Here is a 14,778-nt window from a genome sequence, read left to right on the forward strand (position 1 = left end):
CACCTGGGCGCCAAGGCCGCGCAATATGCAGGCAAATTCCAGTGCGATATAGCCCGCACCAATCACGCCCACGCGGCTGGGCAGCGTGCTGAGGTCGAGCAGTTCATTGGAGGTGGCAGCCAGTTCCAGCCCTGAAAATGCGTGGCGGTTGGGCGATGCGCCGGTGGCGATCAGAATGCGTTGGGTGTTCAGGATGCTTTGGCCCACTTCGACCTGCGTGGCCGACACAATGCGGCCGGTGCCGTGAATAACCTCGACCCCGCTGTTGGAAAGCATTTTGGCGTAGATGCCCTCCAGGCGGTCAATTTCCTTGCCCTTGGCGGCCTGCCACTGCGCCATGTCAAAGTTGGCTTGCTCAATGCGCCAGCCGGGCTGCAAACCTTCACGAAGGCTTTGACCAAACCGGGCGGCATACATCATGAGTTTTTTGGGCACGCAGCCGCGAATGACACAAGTGCCACCCAAGCGGCTGTTTTCGATGAGTGCCACCTTGGCCCCGTGGCTGGCCGCGCGGCGCGCACTGGCCACACCGCCAGAACCTCCACCAATGACGACAAGATCATAGGCTGTGTTGCTGCTCATTGTTTACTCCTTTTGTACTGCTTGGTGTTGCTTGTAAACGGGAATGCGATGGGGCAATACCCGGCTTGTACAAGCCCCAAGATACCACCCCACCTGTGCTAACCCAGACGCCAGGCGTGGTATTTGCCCAGCAGGCGCAATACGCCCTGGGGTGCATGGGCCCGCTTCCACTCGCCTGCTGCGTATTTGTTGGCTTCGGCCAGCGTGGGGTAGGTGTGGATGGTGCCCAATATTTTGTTCAAGCCCAAACCATGTTTCATGGCCAACACAAATTCGGCCATCAGGTCGCCAGCGTGCACGCCCACCATGGTGACACCCAATATTTTGTCTTTGCCGGGCACGGTGAGCACCTTCACCAAGCCGTGGGCGTCGCTGTCGGCAATGGCACGGTCCAGGTCGTCGATGCCATAGCGGGTGACTTCGTAAGCAATGCCTTGTTCTTTGGCTTCTTGCTCGTTGATGCCCACCCTCGCCACCTCGGGGTCGGTGAAGGTGGCCCAGGGAATGACCGAGTAATCGGCTTTGAACTTTTTAAACTGCCCAAACAGCGCATTCACGGCGGCGTACCAGGCTTGGTGTGCGGCCGTGTGGGTGAACTGGTAGGGGCCCGCCACGTCCCCGCAGGCAAAAATGTTGGGGTACAGGGTTTCCAGATATTCATTGGTGACCACGGTGCGGTTGGTTTCAATGCCCAAATCTTCCAGCCCATAACCCTTCAGGCGTGCCACGCGGCCCACGGCGCAGATCACGTCGTCGTAGGCAATTTGTTTTTCTTGCCCCTGATGCTCGACCACCAAGAGCTTTTCGCCATTGCGTTGTTCAAAACGCAGGGCTTTGTGCTGGGTGAGTATTTGCACGCCATCTTGCGTGAGCGACTCACTGGCCATGCGGGACACTTCTTCGTCTTCGCGCAGCATGATGCGAGGGGCCATTTCAACCTGGGTCACCTGGCTGCCCAGCCGGGCAAAACTTTGCGCCAGTTCACAACCAATGGGACCGCCCCCCAACACCACCAGGCGCTTGGGCGCTTGGTCGCGTTGGGCCAACTCGTGCCACAGGGTGTCGCTGGTGAGCACCCCTGCTTGCTCGATGCCGGGCAGTGGCGGAATAAAAGGCTGTGCGCCAGCGGCAATCACAATGCTTCGGCCTGTCAACTTGCTGGTTTTACCATCGGGGTGTTTGATTTCAACCGTCCAGGGGTCGATGAGCTTGGCATGGCCCTGCACCACATCAACGCCCAGTTTGGTGTAGCGCTCGATGCTGTCATGCGGCTCGATGGCGGCGATGATGCTGTGCACTCGCTGCATGACGGCCTTGAAGCTGAATTGCGGCTCGGTAGCCTGCAAGCCGTAGTGTTCGGCCTTGCGCATTTGGTGGGCCAGCTTGGCACTTTTAATCAGTGCTTTGGAGGGCACGCAGCCGTAGTTCAGGCAATCGCCACCCATTTTGTGGGCTTCAATCAAGGTGACTTTGGCCTTAACGGCTGCTGCAATGTAGGCACTGACCAAACCCGCTGCACCTGCACCGATCACGATGAGGTTGCGATCAAAGCGAGCCGGCTTGGTCCAGCGTGCATACACTTTGCGCGCCTTGATTTTGTCAGTGACTTTTTTGGCCAACAGGGGAAACACCCCCAACAAGGCAAATGACAACAACACCCCGGGGGACAAGATGCCGCCCAAGCTGTTGATGTTGGCCAGTTCGGTCCCCGCGTTCACATACACCGCCGTGCCTGCCAGCATGCCCAGTTGGCTGACCCAGAAAAAGGTAACGGCCTTCATGCTGGTGAGCCCCATCAGCAGGTTGATGAGGAAAAACGGAAACACCGGCACCAAGCGCAAGGTGAACAGGTAAAAGGCTCCTTCTTTTTCAACCCCGGCATTGATGGCTTTGAGCCGGGCACCAAACTTGGACTGCACGGAGTCGCGCAGCAGGTAGCGTGCACCCAAGAAAGCCAAGGTGGCGCCCACGGTGGAGGCAAACGACACGATGATGAGCCCCTGCAACAGGCCAAACAAAGCGCCACCGGCCAAGGTCATGACCGCTGCGCCAGGAATTGAGAAAGCGGTGACCACCACGTAGGCCGCAAAGTAAACCCCAGCCACCAACCAGGGGGACTCGGCCTGAAAGGCACGAAACTCTTCCAGGCGGGCCTTCAAGCTTTCCAGCGTGAGCAGGGTGTGCAGGTCAAAAATGAACACCGCTGAAACAACAAGAAGCACAAGCAAAAGAATTATTTTTTTCATGATGAGGCAAAGGGAAGGGTCAATGGCGCGCTGGGGTGCCTTGGATATTCGTTGCGGCGCCGATAAAAGTTACTGCAACCCAGTGTAGAGCAGAACAGAATCGGGTGCACGCGGCCCTGCGCAGCGCTCGTTTTAAGGCGCGGTGCCGAGGCAATCGATGGTGTTGGGGTTGTCGGGCAGAACGCCATCTTCCATGGCTTTGCGCAGGGACTCCACACCCCGGTTCCACAGCGCAACTTGGGGCAATGGGCCAAGGGCCACCGGCACCGTCATGGCTTTGTTGTTGAGCGCTTGCACAAGGTCTGCATGTTTGACCCACACCCACTGGCTGCGTTCAATGTCGACACAACTGCGCTCTTGCCCAAATTCGCTGATGGGTTTGAAAGGCACCTTGGCTGCGTACAGGTGAAACGGAACGCCCGCAGACACCGAGGGGCCAGCCAGTTCTAGCGAGGCCAGTTCCTCGGCGGTGTAGGCGCAATTGGATTCTTCCCGAAATTCACGAAGGGCTGTTTGCGCGGGGGTTTCGTCTGCCTGTGCACCACCGCCCAAAGTACTCCAGGCCCGCCGGGCGGGGTGAGGATCAAAAGCCAACAACACATGGGCTTGGCCAGCATGGCAGGCGTAAGCGGCCAGGCCTGCTGGCGGACCGTCGGATTGGCTGCTGCAAGCGGTTAACAAAAACAGGGCGATGAAGGTGTGGCGCATGAGCATGGTGAGACAACTTGAGGGCAGCAAAGCTGCTCAAAATTGTAACCGCCTTAAGGCGTCTGTTGCCTGCTTATGCGCCCATCCAGCCCAAGGCCAAGGCCGTGAGTACGGTGGACACACCTGCCGTGTAAAGGGTTTTGATTTTTCCTGTCATTTTGACGCTCTCCGGAATCATTTCGTTAAACACCACAAAGGCCATGGCACCCGCCGCAAAGGCCATGGCCGCGGGCGTGCCCATGGGCCAGGCATCGGAAGCCACCACACCAACAGCCGCACCCACAGGTTCAACCAGCCCTGTGAGCAAGGCCGCCAATGCCGCCATGCCCTTGCTCACGCCGATGCTCCACAATGCAGTGGCCACAATGAGACCCTCAGGAATGTTTTGCAGACCGATGGACAAGGCTGCGCCATTGTTGGCTGCCGCACCCGCTCCAGCGCTGGCCCCCACGGCAAAGCCCTCGGGCAGGTTGTGCAGGCCGATGGCAATGGTCATGAGCATGGCCATGCGCAGGCGTTCTGCCCCCGCCTGCTGGGCGGGCCCGGCCACCGGGTGTTCATGGGGCAAGGTTTGGTCAACCATGGTCATCAAGCCATAGCCTGCTGCGCTTGCGACCAAGGCCACGGCCAATGCCCCCTCGGTTTGAAGGGCGGGCAGGAACAGGGAGATCACCGCTGCGGCGGCCATCATGCCCGCGGCGATTGCAATAAAGAGGCCCAAACCTTGGTCATCAATTTTGCGCATTACCAACAAGGCCATGCCACCCAGGCCGGTGGCTGCGCCAGCAATGGCCGACAACTCAACGGCGCGCAGTTTGGCTGGGGTGGTCATGATGTGTTCAACAGCTGCCCACACCGCAGGCAGTGCCTGGGTAAGCAACAAATACAAGCCGGTGAATGCGACCAACAAACCCAACAGGCCACGCGCTGCGCGGAACAGGCCCGCCCCCTGCCGGTCGGCAATGTTGAGGCCCACGATTTTGGTCATGGTTTGTATGCTCATGGCAAGCTCCTGATGCATGGTTGGAGGAACACAAGCATCAGTGTGCCAAGCCGGTTGATATTCGTCTAACGGCTAATATCTATCTTTTTAATCGACTTTTCCGATTAAGTGTTAGACCGCGCAGGTGCGGAAGCCCGAGAACACATCGCGCCGGTCGGGCTGAAAATAATTGCGGTATTTGGGGTGGACCATTTCTGCGGAAGTGGCCCAACTGGCACCCTTGAGCACTTTTCGGTCGTAAAACCAAGGCTTGGAGTAGTCTTGGTAAGGGTGCATCTGGAACCCCGGGAATGGCAAGAAGGTGTCGGCTGTCCATTCCCAGACCTGCCCCCACTGCATGTCGCCTTGTGTGCAGGCGGCGTACTCCCACTCCGCCTCGGTGGGCAAGCGCCGGCCAGCCCATTGGCAATAGGCCTGGGCGTCGTACCAGCTGAGGTTTTGTGCAGGAAGATCAAGATTGAGCGGGGCTTGCGATCCGAAAGCGTTTAAAACCCAACCATCGCCTTGCATTGAAACCCCGTTGGGCAGGGGATGCCCGCTGGCCTGACAAAAGGCCAAGTACTGCTTCCAACTGACGGGGGCAGCATCCATTTGAAAATCTTGAAGCGTGACGCCGTGGCCGTTCAATTCGTTATCGAATGCGAAGCCCCCGCCTTGCCAGCCCAAAGTCCACGAGGTGGCCCGCAATTGCAGTGGGGCCAAACTGGAGGCCTGCACCGCTGCATTCAGCCCCCTTGGCGCGGCATGGGGCGGCGTGAGGGGAATGTCCAGTTGACGAGCCATGAATACCGCGGCCTCGTTGTGCATTTGCTCATGCAGCAGGCTCAAGCGGAAAAAATACAGCAACGCATCTTGAAGCTGGGGTTCTGCCTGGCACCGAGCAATGGCCTGCTGCAGCAGTTCAAGGGTGGCCTGCAGGGTGGCCGACAGGTATTGACGCGTGCCCTGCAAATCGGGCAGGCCAATGTCCCAGCGCAGGTCATGTGCAATGGCGCTGGAATCGAGCCGCTGGTCGGCGTTGGGCAACAGCGAGGGCAAGCGCGCCACATCGGCAGGGCAATCCACGCCTCGAGCCCAGTGCGGGTTGCGGGCCAGCCACCATTCCTGGAACCAAGCCACATGGCAAAGCTCCCAAAGTGGCGGGTTCAATTCGGCTTGGCAGGGCACAGCGCAGTCTTCGCCCAGAGCGCGCACGTAATCCTGAAGCAAGCCCAGCGTACGCTGCCGCGCACGCGGCAAGGCCTGCAGCAGAAACGCCCCGTCGGCAAAGCGCGCAAGATGCGCGGGATTAGAACTGTTGGTGGTCTGCACGTGCAACAAAATAGAGGTTACGGCTAGAATAGATCAATATTTACTTTTTAATCGGCCAACCCGATGAGCAAACAACTCCATCATGCCGCAGCTTTGTCCCTGAAGCAACTCAGCTACCTGGTGGCGGTGGCAGACACCCTGAATTTCACCAAGGCGGCCGAGTTGTGCTTTGTAACCCAATCCACCCTGTCTGGCGGCATTGCGGAGCTTGAGCGAGTGCTGGACGTGCGCCTGGTGGAGCGCGATCGCCAACGCGTGGCACTGACCGAGATTGGTCAGCAGGTGGTTAGACGCGCCCACAATATTTTGAGCGAGAGCCTGGATTTGGTGACCTTGGCCCACAACGCGACCGACCCGGCCCGTGGCGGCTTGCGCCTGGGGGTGATTCCCACCATTGCGCCGTTTGTGCTGACGCGGCTGTTGAAATTGACCAAGCAGGCATTTCCCGAACTGCAAGTGGCCATACGGGAAAGCCAAACCCTGATGCTGCTGGCCGAGGTTGAAAGTGGCGAGCTGGATGCTGCGGTGATTGCCCTGCCCATGGAGGTGGGCAAACTGCACACCCATGTGTTGTTTGAAGAGGCGCTGTGCCTGATCGCCCCCAAAGAGGACCCACTGACCCGGCAGGGCCCCCAGAGCTTAGACAAGCTACACGCCTCGGAGCGTATGCTGCTGCTGGAACGCGGGCACTGCCTTCGGGACCACGCCTTGCTGGCGTGCAGCAACCAGACCAGCAACAACGGGGCTGAGGCAAACGGGGTCGAGTCGACCAACCTGAGCACCATGGTGCAACTGGTGAATTCGGGCATGGGTTGTGCGCTGGTGCCGCGCATGGCCATTGAGGCTGGGATTTTAAACAACACCGAGGTGGCGCAAGTTGACCTGGCCGAGCCGCTGCCAAAACGCACCATTGCACTGGTGAGCCGCCCCACCCACCCGAAGCTGGATTTTTTGATGGGCGCATTCGCGCAAACCTTGGCCCAGTGCCGCTCTGCTTGAGGGGACGCGCGGCATTTGCATGTGAACATCTTACTGGTATGATGAGTTGACCATACAACCACATGACCAGTTCAAATGGACACGCCCATTCAGAAGCAATCCCTCTCGGAACAGGTCTACGCCCGCCTGCGAGACCGAATTTTAAGCAGAAGCTGGCCTGAGGGCACCGAACTGCCGTCGGAGCGCCAGCTGGCTGAAACCTTTGGGGTTAATCGGGGTGCGGTGCGGGAGGCCATCAAAAGGCTTCAACAGGCCAGCCTTGTGCGGGTGCGCCACGGTGGAGCCACCCAAGTGGAAAACTTTGAGCGCACTGGCGGGTTGGAGCTGCTACCGAGCTTGTTGGTGAACGCCCAAGGGCAATTGAACACCGAACTGGCCCAAGGCATTGTGGCCGTGCGCAAAGTGCTTGCCCCGTTGGTGGCCAGCCAAGCGGCGCAGCACGCCAGCGCCGATTTGCACCCCAGGCTTGAGGCCGTGCTTGAACGGATGCGCGCCTGCCTGGCCGAGGCCGACATGGCGGTGCGTTTGCCAAAACTGCAACAACTGGCCTTTGACTACTGGGAGGCCGTGGTGCAACACAGCGGCAATGTGGTGTTCAAATTGGCTTTCAATTCAATGAACCAGACCTACCGCGCCGCTTGGGGTGCGCTCACCCACGTGATGGCGGCCGAGTTTTCAGATGTGGCCACCCTGCACCAACTGGCCTTGGCCATCAAGGCGGGGGAGCATCGCCGCTGCGAGGTGCTGGCCCGACAGCATGTAGAACTGGGAAGCCGCGCCCTGGAGCGCGCTTTTTCTGTGATTAAAACCAATGAACACTGACCGGAGGCAAGCATGCTGGGAATCCCTTTGGGGCTGTTGACCGCCAATGCTGTGGAATGGGGCATGCACAAGTATGTGCTGCACGGCCTGGGCAAAAAGCGGGGCACGTTTTGGGCGTTTCACTTCCATGAGCACCACCGCGAGGTTCGGGCCCATGGGTATTACGACCCCAACTATGAACGTTTCCCCTTGGGCTTGCATGCGCAAGGCAAGGAGGCCTGGGCCTTGATTGGCAGCGCCGTGGCGGTGGCCCCCTTGTTTCCTGTGGCGCCCTTTTTTGTGGGCACCCTGTGGTACAGCGCTGCCAACTACTACCGGGTTCACAAAAAAAGCCACATGAACCCAGCCTGGGGGGAACAGCGCGTGCCCTGGCATTACGACCACCACATGGGCAAACACCCTGGCGCCAATTGGTGCGTCACCCGGCCATGGTTTGACTACCTGATGGGAACAAGGGTGTTTACTGAGCAAGGGGTGCGTGAAAGCAATGTGCTGGGCTGGAAGCATTGCCCCAAGTGGCTGCAAAAGCGCCTGCCCGCGCCCGAAGCGCTGGGGCGTTTTGCCAGCAACATGACATAATCGCCCAAACCCTTTCTGGAGAATGCGTATGGGACTGCTGATGTTGCTGCTGGGCTTGGTGTTGTTTTTGGGCGTACACGCGCTGCGCGTTCCGGGCGACCATTGGCGCGAGGCATTGATTCAAAAGCTGGGCATGGGCCGTTACAAGGGTTTGTACACAGCGGTGTCTATTACAGGGTTTGTTTTGCTGGTGGTGGGTTATGGGCAAGCCAGGCTAGACCCTGTTTTTTTGTGGAGCCCCCCCACAGCAACCCGGCACATCGCCGCCCTGCTCATGTTGTTTTCAATGATTCTGCTGGCGGCGGCCTTTGTGCCTGCCAACCACATCAAGGCGAAGCTGCAGCACCCCATGACTTTGGCAGTGAAGGTGTGGGCGCTGGCCCACCTGCTGGCCAACGGCACCCTGGCCGACCTGCTGCTGTTTGGCTCGTTTTTGGTGTGGGCTGTGCTGGTGTTTAAAAGCGCCCGCAAACGGTCATCCCCCATTGGCCCTACACCGAGCAAAGTGGGGACCATGATGACCGTGGTGGTGGGGGTACTGGCCTGGTTGGTGTTTGCAGCCTGGCTGCACGTGGCTTTGGTGGGGATTAGCCCATTTGCCCGTTAATGAACGCCCTGCAAAAGCAAAAAGCCGGCTTCGCGCCGGCTTTTTTGTTGGCGTAGATGCGGTCTACAGGAAATAGAACGCCGCAGCGGCAACAGCCGTGGGCAGCAAAGCGCCAGCCAACAACCCACCGGCGGACACGGCCTCGTCTGGGAATTGGCGCTTGAGCAGCGACAAACCTGCCGGGTTGGGGGCGTTGGCAATCACGGTTAAGCCACCGCCTGCCACTGCACCAGCCACCAGGGCGTAACGGAAGCTCTCGGAGGTGCCTTCAATCAGCGACCCCAAGTACGTGAGGGCCGCGTTGTCGGTGATGGCTGTTAGTGCCATGGCCGCAACAAAGAGCACGCCATCGTTCAGGTCGCTAACCGCTGGCTGAAGCCACCATTGCTGCATGCCTCCCAACACCACCAAACCGGCCAGGAAGAAGGCAACCAGTAAGCCCTCTTTCAGCAACAAGCGTGTTTGGAAAGAATTGTAGGCCACGGTGAAGCCCAGGAAGAACAAGAAAAGCCCCAGGAACACCGCAGGATGGTGGGCAAACACCACCACGCCAAGCAAGAAAAGCAAGTGAATGACCATGGCCCACCAAGGCACGGGGTCCAGCTTTTCGCCATTTTCACCCAAGGCTTCGGGCGCTTTCACTTCACCGGTGAGGTGTTTGGCCGCGTAGAACGCAAACACGGTGGCGTTGATGAACACGGCGATGGCCGCTTTCCAGCCAAAGGTTTGCATCATGAAGGCTGTGCTCCAACCCCAAGTGCTGGCCACCATGAGCACGGGCGGCGCTGCAAAGTTGGTGAGCACCCCGCCAATGGAGATATTGACGAACAGCACGCCCAGGCCAAGGTAGCGAATTTTGTTGGGCACATTTTTGGCAAACAGCACATCGCGAAGCAACAGCGCCGCCAAGGTCATGGCTGCGGGCTCTGTGATGAAGCTGCCCAACAAGGGCACCAGGAACAAGCCCAGCCAGGTAAAGGCCACCGCCGGGGCTAGCGGCATGAGTTTGGCAATGCCCTCAACCAACATGCGGGCGGCATCCAACACAGGGCGGCTGGCGGCCACCACCATGATGACGAACACAAAAAGTGGCTCGGTGTAGTGGCGCGTGTCCACGTATTCCACGGCCGATTTGAGGTCGACCGCAAACGCCATGGCGATGATGAGGAACAAGGCCCAAATGCCAAACACAGCCTCGACCTCGCCCAGCAAATGAAACAAGCCGCTGTGGTGTTTGCTGTGGTGGGCGAGTTTTTCGAAATAGCTTGCAGAAAACGTGTGGATGAGCGCACCGGCGAACAGGAACGCCGCAATCCATTGAATGGTGCTTGCTGTCATGATTCGTTCTTGATTTGTAAGTTGACAAACACTGCCCGTAAAGCGAAAACCAGGACACACAAGCCGAGGCATGCCATGCCACGCTTGCCCGGCCGGGGGGCAGCAACTCATAGTCTGAGCCTATCATGCAAATAAAGTTCCCAGACACCGTTTGCTTACTAAACGAAAGCACGGGACTGGTTCAGCGACTCACAGGACGTTTGGCCAATTTGCGCTGCAAAGTGCGGCGGTGCATGTTCAAAGCCCTGGCCGTGGCAGACACATTGCCTTGGTGCTCGGCCAACACCCGTTGAATGTGTTCCCACTCCAGCCGAGGGACCGACATGGGGGTGTCGCTGAGGGCGGGCGAATCGGTCGTCGCCTGGCCGGATCCAGCCAGCGCGTTCAAAATGGCTGAGGTGGTGGTGGGTTTGGCCAGATAGTTGTCCGCACCCAGCTTGATGGCTTGAACAGTGGTGGCAATGCTGGCATACCCAGTGAGGATAAGCAGACGCGCCGAGGGCAGCATTTGGCGCAGCGGACCAATCAGATGGAGCCCGGAATGGTCCCCAAGGTTTAAATCGAGCACCACATCGCTGAACGCGCACCGGGAGGCAAGCCGCAGCGCCTCTTCGTGGTTGCTGGCCTGCTGGGCAGGTATGCCTTGCCTGGCCAGCGACCTAAGCAATGTGGCAGAAAAAACGGGGTCGTCATCCACCACCAGCAGTTGGCGATTTAGGTCATCCACGGCAGCTCCATGGTGGCCAACAGACCCGAACCCGTGTTTTGCAGGGTTAACTGGCCACCTGCGCGCTCAAGCAAACCGCCCAGCAAAAACAAACCAATGCCCTGGCCATGCGACTGAACCGGGTTTCGACCAAGATCTTCCAGAAGCTCGGGGCTGACGCCGCCGGCCCAGTCGAGCACCTTCACGGTGAACATCTGCGGGGCAATGTGCACGCTCACTTTCAATTCATGATCGTTGCCCGAGCGGGTATAGGCCTGGCTGGAATTGTCCATGAGGGTGGACAAACCGAGGGTGAGCAAATCTTCGGCCACGCGTTGGCCTTCCTCCAGCTTTCGACCTGGATGCTCATATTCAAGAAGGTGCCGAGGATGACGATTGCGCCAATCTGCCAAAAAACGCGTGACCACAGCCAAGGGGTTCTGGCCCAGGGTTTGCTGGGGATAGCGCCCCATGCTGACCTGCTTGCGAAGCTGAGCCATGGTTTTTTCGATGGCTGCCAGCTGCAGTTGCATGGCTTGAAGGTCCTGCTGCGGCACCTGCAGGGTGGAGTCTGCCGCCCAATCGGCCACCACCATAGAAAGGGTGGACACCGGGGTGCCCAATTGATGGGCGATGGAGGCTGCCTGATTACCCAAGGCGGCCATGCTGGATTCCCTGGCCAAGCGCCTTTCTGCTTGGCCCAAGGCCAGGTTGCGACGCCGAACAGAGTCACTGAGACGCGCCACAAACACCACCAGAATGGCCACACTGGCGATGAAATTTAGCCACATGCCCAGCAAATGAAAATGTACGCCATCAGACGGATTGGCCAACACCAGGGGGATGTAGTGCACCATCAGCACCGAATAGGCCATGACGCTAAACACCGCCAAACCAAACACCTGCGGCCATGGCAGCAGCGCTGCAGCCAGCCCCAACAGCGGCAAATACAGGGCAACAAATGGATTGGTGGCACCGCCCGTGAAATACAACACCAACGAGAACGCAGCGATGTCTGCAAACAGTTGGGCAAACACCTCCCAGGGCCCGACCGCACTGCTTTGCTTTAGCCGCAACAGACACAAGCCACTGAGCAGCGCCATGGATGCGAGCAAAAAAAGCAGCGGCCAGATGGGAAGCTGCACCTGCATGGGGCCACTGGCAAAAGCCACCACCAGCAGCAAAAAGGCGACTACAAAGCCCCTCATTTTTAACACGGTGTGTAATTGCTGACGGCGCTCAACCGGTGAAGGGGCAACGCTGCCACCCAGGAGTTCCATGAAGCTGCCGGGCGCAGCTGGCTTGGCTGGGCGCAACATGCCACGTGGATCAAGAGGAGGTGTAACCATGGTGTGAAATTCTATGCCGGCGGCCACTGCGCGGTTTGAAAACAAACCAATTTCGCAGACCACTGCGACAATATGCCGCATTTTGTACGGGCTTGCACGGGGTTATAAACACGGCTTGAAAATCTTCTCTAGCCAACCATGCCGCCACAGCTCAAAGCACTTCGCCACAGCCTGCCCTTTCGTGTTGCCGTATTGTGTATGCCTTGCCTGTTGATGGGCCACCCATCGACCTGGGCTGCCCACGCACTGGACGATGTGGAGGTGCAAGCCCAAAAGGAAGCCTTGGGTGCAGCCAGCGTGAGCGCGGCGCAAAACAAATTGCGCGATGTGCCGGGCGGCACCGCCGTGGTGGATGCCAAATCTTTCGAGGCAGGCAAAGCGGTGAGCATGAAAGACATGCTCGACTTTGTGCCGGGGGTGTTTTCGCAAAGCAGGGTGAATGAGGAGTCCCGCCTAAGTATTCGGGGCTCGGGTTTGTCCAGAACCTTTCACATGCGAGGCATACGACTGTTGCAAGATGGGGTACCTATTAACTTGGCCGACGGCGGGGCAGATTTTCAAGACATTGACCCCTTGGCCTTGCAACATGTGGAGGTGTACAAAGGGGCCAACGCCCTGCAATACGGCGCGGCGAGCTTGGGGGGCGCAATCAACTTTGTAACCCCCACTGGCTACACGCAGGCGAGCCATGTGCTGCGGGCCGATGTTGGGCCGCACGAGTTTGGTCGGCTGCAATTTAAAACCGGGGATGTGGTTGAACGGTGGGATTATTTTGCATCCTTGTCCCAATTGCGGTCGGACGGGTTTAGGGAATACAGCGCACAGAAGAACACGCGCCTGAATGCCAACCTGGGCTTGAAGCTGGGCGCACGGGCTGAAACCCGCTTTTATTTGATCCATGGCGACATGAACCAGGAACTGCCTGGAAACCTCACCAAAGCACAACTGAACAACAACCGCAGCCAAGCCAACGCTGCCTCGAAGCTGAGCCGCTCACAGCGAGATTTTGTCATCACACGCCTGGCCAACAAAAACACTTGGATAGGCGACGACGCGGAATACAACACCGGTGTTTACGCCGTAGACAAAAACCTGTACCACCCGCTGGCCTTTGGCCTAATTGACCAAGCCACCCGGGAAACTGGCGTGTTTGGCAACCGCATCGCCCATGGCATGGCATGGGGGCTGCCCTACCAAACCACGCTTGGTTTTAATTTGGTGCGTGGCTTTACACAGGCGCGAACCTTCAGCCCCCTGAATACGCCAAGCAGCAACCTGAACAACGACGACAGCCAAAAAGCCCACAACAATGAACTGCATGGCGAAGCGCGCGTAAACCTAAGCGATACCCTGCAGGCCATTGCTGGCGCGCAGTGGACCCATGCCAAACGCACCCTGACCGACCAGTTTGTGGCCAACGGCAACCATGGCTATGAAAGGCGATATGCACATTGGAGCCCAAAGCTTGGTTTGCTGTGGGATGCCAGCGCCGAGGTGCAGGTGTTTGGCAATTTGAGCAAAGCATACGAACCACCCACGTTTTCGGAAACCAGTGCCAGCAGAGACTTGAAAGCACAGGAATCAACCACCCTGGAGGTCGGCAGCCGAGGCCATGGCGGCTCCGTGCAATGGGATGTAGCGCTTTACTACAGCCGAGTAAAAAATGAATTTGTGAACTACCAACTGAACCCCGCCGTGCCCGGCCCATCGGCCATTTTGAATGCAGAGAACACCATTCACCAAGGCATCGAACTGGGCTTGGGTGGGCCATTGTTCAAAGGCCTGTTTGGCCCGAACGACAGCCTGGGCTGGCAGATGGCCTACACACTGGGCCGCTTTGCCTTCGACGGCGACCGGGTGTATGGAAGCAACGCCATCCCCGGCGCGCCCGAGGAGTATCTGCGCGCCCGGCTGGATTACAAACACCCCAGCGGTTGGCTTATCTCCCCCCATGCTGAGTATGTGCCACAGGGTTACGCGGTTGACCTGCAGAACACTTTTTTTAGCGACCCGTACACCCTGTTGGGCCTAACGGCCAGTTACCGAGTCAACCCTGCTGTGCGGATGTTCGTGGATGCGCGAAACCTGACCAACAAAGTGTATGCAGCCACCACGGGGGTAATTATTAACGCTGCGGGCAATGACACCGCGCAGTTTGCGCCGGGGGAGGGGCGCAGCGTATACGCAGGTGTTGAGTTGAGCTTCTGAGTGTCGGATAGCGGTTACGGCACTGCCTCTGTGGCTCGCTTGCTCTTTGAAGCCAGCAGGTCCATGCCGCTCGTTATGCCAGCCTGTTTGATTCGCTTGCTCCTTGAAGCAAGCAGGACCATGCCCCGTTTAGCGGTGTCGCTTGCTCCTTGAAACCAGCAGGTCCATGCCCCTTGGCGACGGCCAATCTGTTGATCCCTCCCTGAGCCTCGCCTGAACTGAGGCCCGCCCTCCAAAACTGAGGTCGGGTCGGGCCTCTGCCCCCTTGGGGGCACCGTTCATTCTTGGCACGGTCGGGCAGATTGTCCTGAAGGTCGCTG

The 14,778-nt window shown here is 58.6% G+C and carries 13 protein-coding genes; 5 read left to right on the top strand and 8 right to left on the bottom strand.

Features of this window, described 5'->3' with window-relative positions:
- The 5 genes from ACEQU8_RS08805 to senA form a co-directional block, all read right to left on the bottom strand.
- Positions 1-582: FAD-dependent oxidoreductase (locus ACEQU8_RS08805; RefSeq protein ID WP_370263006.1), on the bottom strand; the 582-nt coding region annotated here is incomplete at its 3' end.
- 98 nt (positions 583-680) lie between these two features.
- Positions 681-2,828, bottom strand: coding sequence for an FAD-dependent oxidoreductase (locus ACEQU8_RS08810; RefSeq protein ID WP_370263008.1), 2,148 nt, complete (start codon positions 2,826-2,828; stop codon positions 681-683).
- A gap of 132 nt (positions 2,829-2,960) precedes the next feature.
- Positions 2,961-3,542 carry an NUDIX hydrolase gene (locus tag ACEQU8_RS08815; protein WP_370263009.1) on the bottom strand — a complete coding sequence of 194 codons (582 nt, stop codon included), beginning with the start codon at positions 3,540-3,542 and terminating at the stop codon, positions 2,961-2,963.
- A 67-nt stretch (positions 3,543-3,609) separates the two neighbouring features.
- On the bottom strand, positions 3,610-4,539 hold the full coding sequence (locus ACEQU8_RS08820; protein WP_370263010.1) for a ZIP family metal transporter: 930 nt from the start codon (positions 4,537-4,539) through the stop codon (positions 3,610-3,612).
- A gap of 111 nt (positions 4,540-4,650) precedes the next feature.
- A complete protein-coding gene (gene senA, locus ACEQU8_RS08825; protein WP_370263021.1) occupies positions 4,651-5,850 on the bottom strand; it encodes a selenoneine synthase SenA in 1,200 nt (399 codons plus the stop codon).
- A 63-nt stretch (positions 5,851-5,913) separates the two neighbouring features.
- Here senA and ACEQU8_RS08830 point away from each other — a divergent pair, with 63 nt between their 5' ends.
- The 4 genes from ACEQU8_RS08830 to ACEQU8_RS08845 all read left to right on the top strand — a co-directional run bounded on the left by ACEQU8_RS08830 (position 5,914) and on the right by ACEQU8_RS08845 (position 8,857).
- On the top strand, positions 5,914-6,849 hold the full coding sequence (locus tag ACEQU8_RS08830; RefSeq protein ID WP_370263011.1) for a hydrogen peroxide-inducible genes activator: 936 nt from the start codon (positions 5,914-5,916) through the stop codon (positions 6,847-6,849).
- A 75-nt stretch (positions 6,850-6,924) separates the two neighbouring features.
- Positions 6,925-7,671, top strand: a complete 747-nt coding sequence (locus ACEQU8_RS08835) for a FadR/GntR family transcriptional regulator (protein ID WP_370263012.1) — start codon at positions 6,925-6,927, stop codon at positions 7,669-7,671.
- Between the two features lie 12 nt (positions 7,672-7,683).
- The gene (locus tag ACEQU8_RS08840; protein ID WP_370263013.1) at positions 7,684-8,250 is read left to right on the top strand and encodes a hypothetical protein; all 567 of its coding nucleotides are present in this window, start codon (positions 7,684-7,686) and stop codon (positions 8,248-8,250) included.
- Between the two features lie 28 nt (positions 8,251-8,278).
- Complete coding sequence (locus tag ACEQU8_RS08845; RefSeq protein WP_370263014.1) at positions 8,279-8,857, top strand: NnrU family protein; 579 nt, start codon at positions 8,279-8,281, stop codon at positions 8,855-8,857.
- 63 nt (positions 8,858-8,920) lie between these two features.
- Here ACEQU8_RS08845 and ACEQU8_RS08850 read toward each other — a convergent pair whose 3' ends face one another.
- The 3 genes from ACEQU8_RS08850 to ACEQU8_RS08860 form a co-directional block, all read right to left on the bottom strand.
- Positions 8,921-10,195 carry a putative Na+/H+ antiporter gene (locus ACEQU8_RS08850; RefSeq protein ID WP_370263016.1) on the bottom strand — a complete coding sequence of 425 codons (1,275 nt, stop codon included), beginning with the start codon at positions 10,193-10,195 and terminating at the stop codon, positions 8,921-8,923.
- A gap of 181 nt (positions 10,196-10,376) precedes the next feature.
- Positions 10,377-10,922, bottom strand: coding sequence for a response regulator transcription factor (locus ACEQU8_RS08855; protein WP_370263017.1), 546 nt, complete (start codon positions 10,920-10,922; stop codon positions 10,377-10,379).
- Positions 10,910-12,331 carry a hypothetical protein gene (locus tag ACEQU8_RS08860; RefSeq protein ID WP_370263018.1) on the bottom strand — a complete coding sequence of 474 codons (1,422 nt, stop codon included), beginning with the start codon at positions 12,329-12,331 and terminating at the stop codon, positions 10,910-10,912. Before ACEQU8_RS08860 ends, ACEQU8_RS08855 begins: the two co-directional genes overlap by 13 nt.
- A 117-nt stretch (positions 12,332-12,448) precedes the next feature.
- Between ACEQU8_RS08860 and ACEQU8_RS08865 the strand changes: the two genes are divergently transcribed.
- Entirely contained in the window at positions 12,449-14,458 is a 2,010-nt protein-coding gene (locus tag ACEQU8_RS08865) for a TonB-dependent receptor family protein (protein ID WP_370263019.1), read from the top strand.
- The last annotated feature ends 320 nt before the right edge of the window (positions 14,459-14,778 follow it).

It is taken from the genome of Limnobacter sp. (assembly GCF_964228395.1).
Classification (GTDB): domain Bacteria; phylum Pseudomonadota; class Gammaproteobacteria; order Burkholderiales; family Burkholderiaceae_B; genus Limnobacter.

Coding starts and splice junctions, on each gene's coding strand:
- ACEQU8_RS08830 (WP_370263011.1), top strand. CDS start 5,914: ATGAGCAAACAACTCCATCATGCCGCAGCTTTGTCCCTGAAGCAACTC.
- ACEQU8_RS08815 (WP_370263009.1), bottom strand. CDS start 3,542: ATGCTCATGCGCCACACCTTCATCGCCCTGTTTTTGTTAACCGCTTGC.
- ACEQU8_RS08835 (WP_370263012.1), top strand. CDS start 6,925: ATGGACACGCCCATTCAGAAGCAATCCCTCTCGGAACAGGTCTACGCC.
- ACEQU8_RS08845 (WP_370263014.1), top strand. CDS start 8,279: ATGGGACTGCTGATGTTGCTGCTGGGCTTGGTGTTGTTTTTGGGCGTA.
- ACEQU8_RS08820 (WP_370263010.1), bottom strand. CDS start 4,539: ATGAGCATACAAACCATGACCAAAATCGTGGGCCTCAACATTGCCGAC.
- ACEQU8_RS08860 (WP_370263018.1), bottom strand. CDS start 12,331: ATGCGGCATATTGTCGCAGTGGTCTGCGAAATTGGTTTGTTTTCAAAC.
- ACEQU8_RS08810 (WP_370263008.1), bottom strand. CDS start 2,828: ATGAAAAAAATAATTCTTTTGCTTGTGCTTCTTGTTGTTTCAGCGGTG.
- ACEQU8_RS08865 (WP_370263019.1), top strand. CDS start 12,449: ATGCCTTGCCTGTTGATGGGCCACCCATCGACCTGGGCTGCCCACGCA.
- ACEQU8_RS08840 (WP_370263013.1), top strand. CDS start 7,684: ATGCTGGGAATCCCTTTGGGGCTGTTGACCGCCAATGCTGTGGAATGG.
- ACEQU8_RS08850 (WP_370263016.1), bottom strand. CDS start 10,195: ATGACAGCAAGCACCATTCAATGGATTGCGGCGTTCCTGTTCGCCGGT.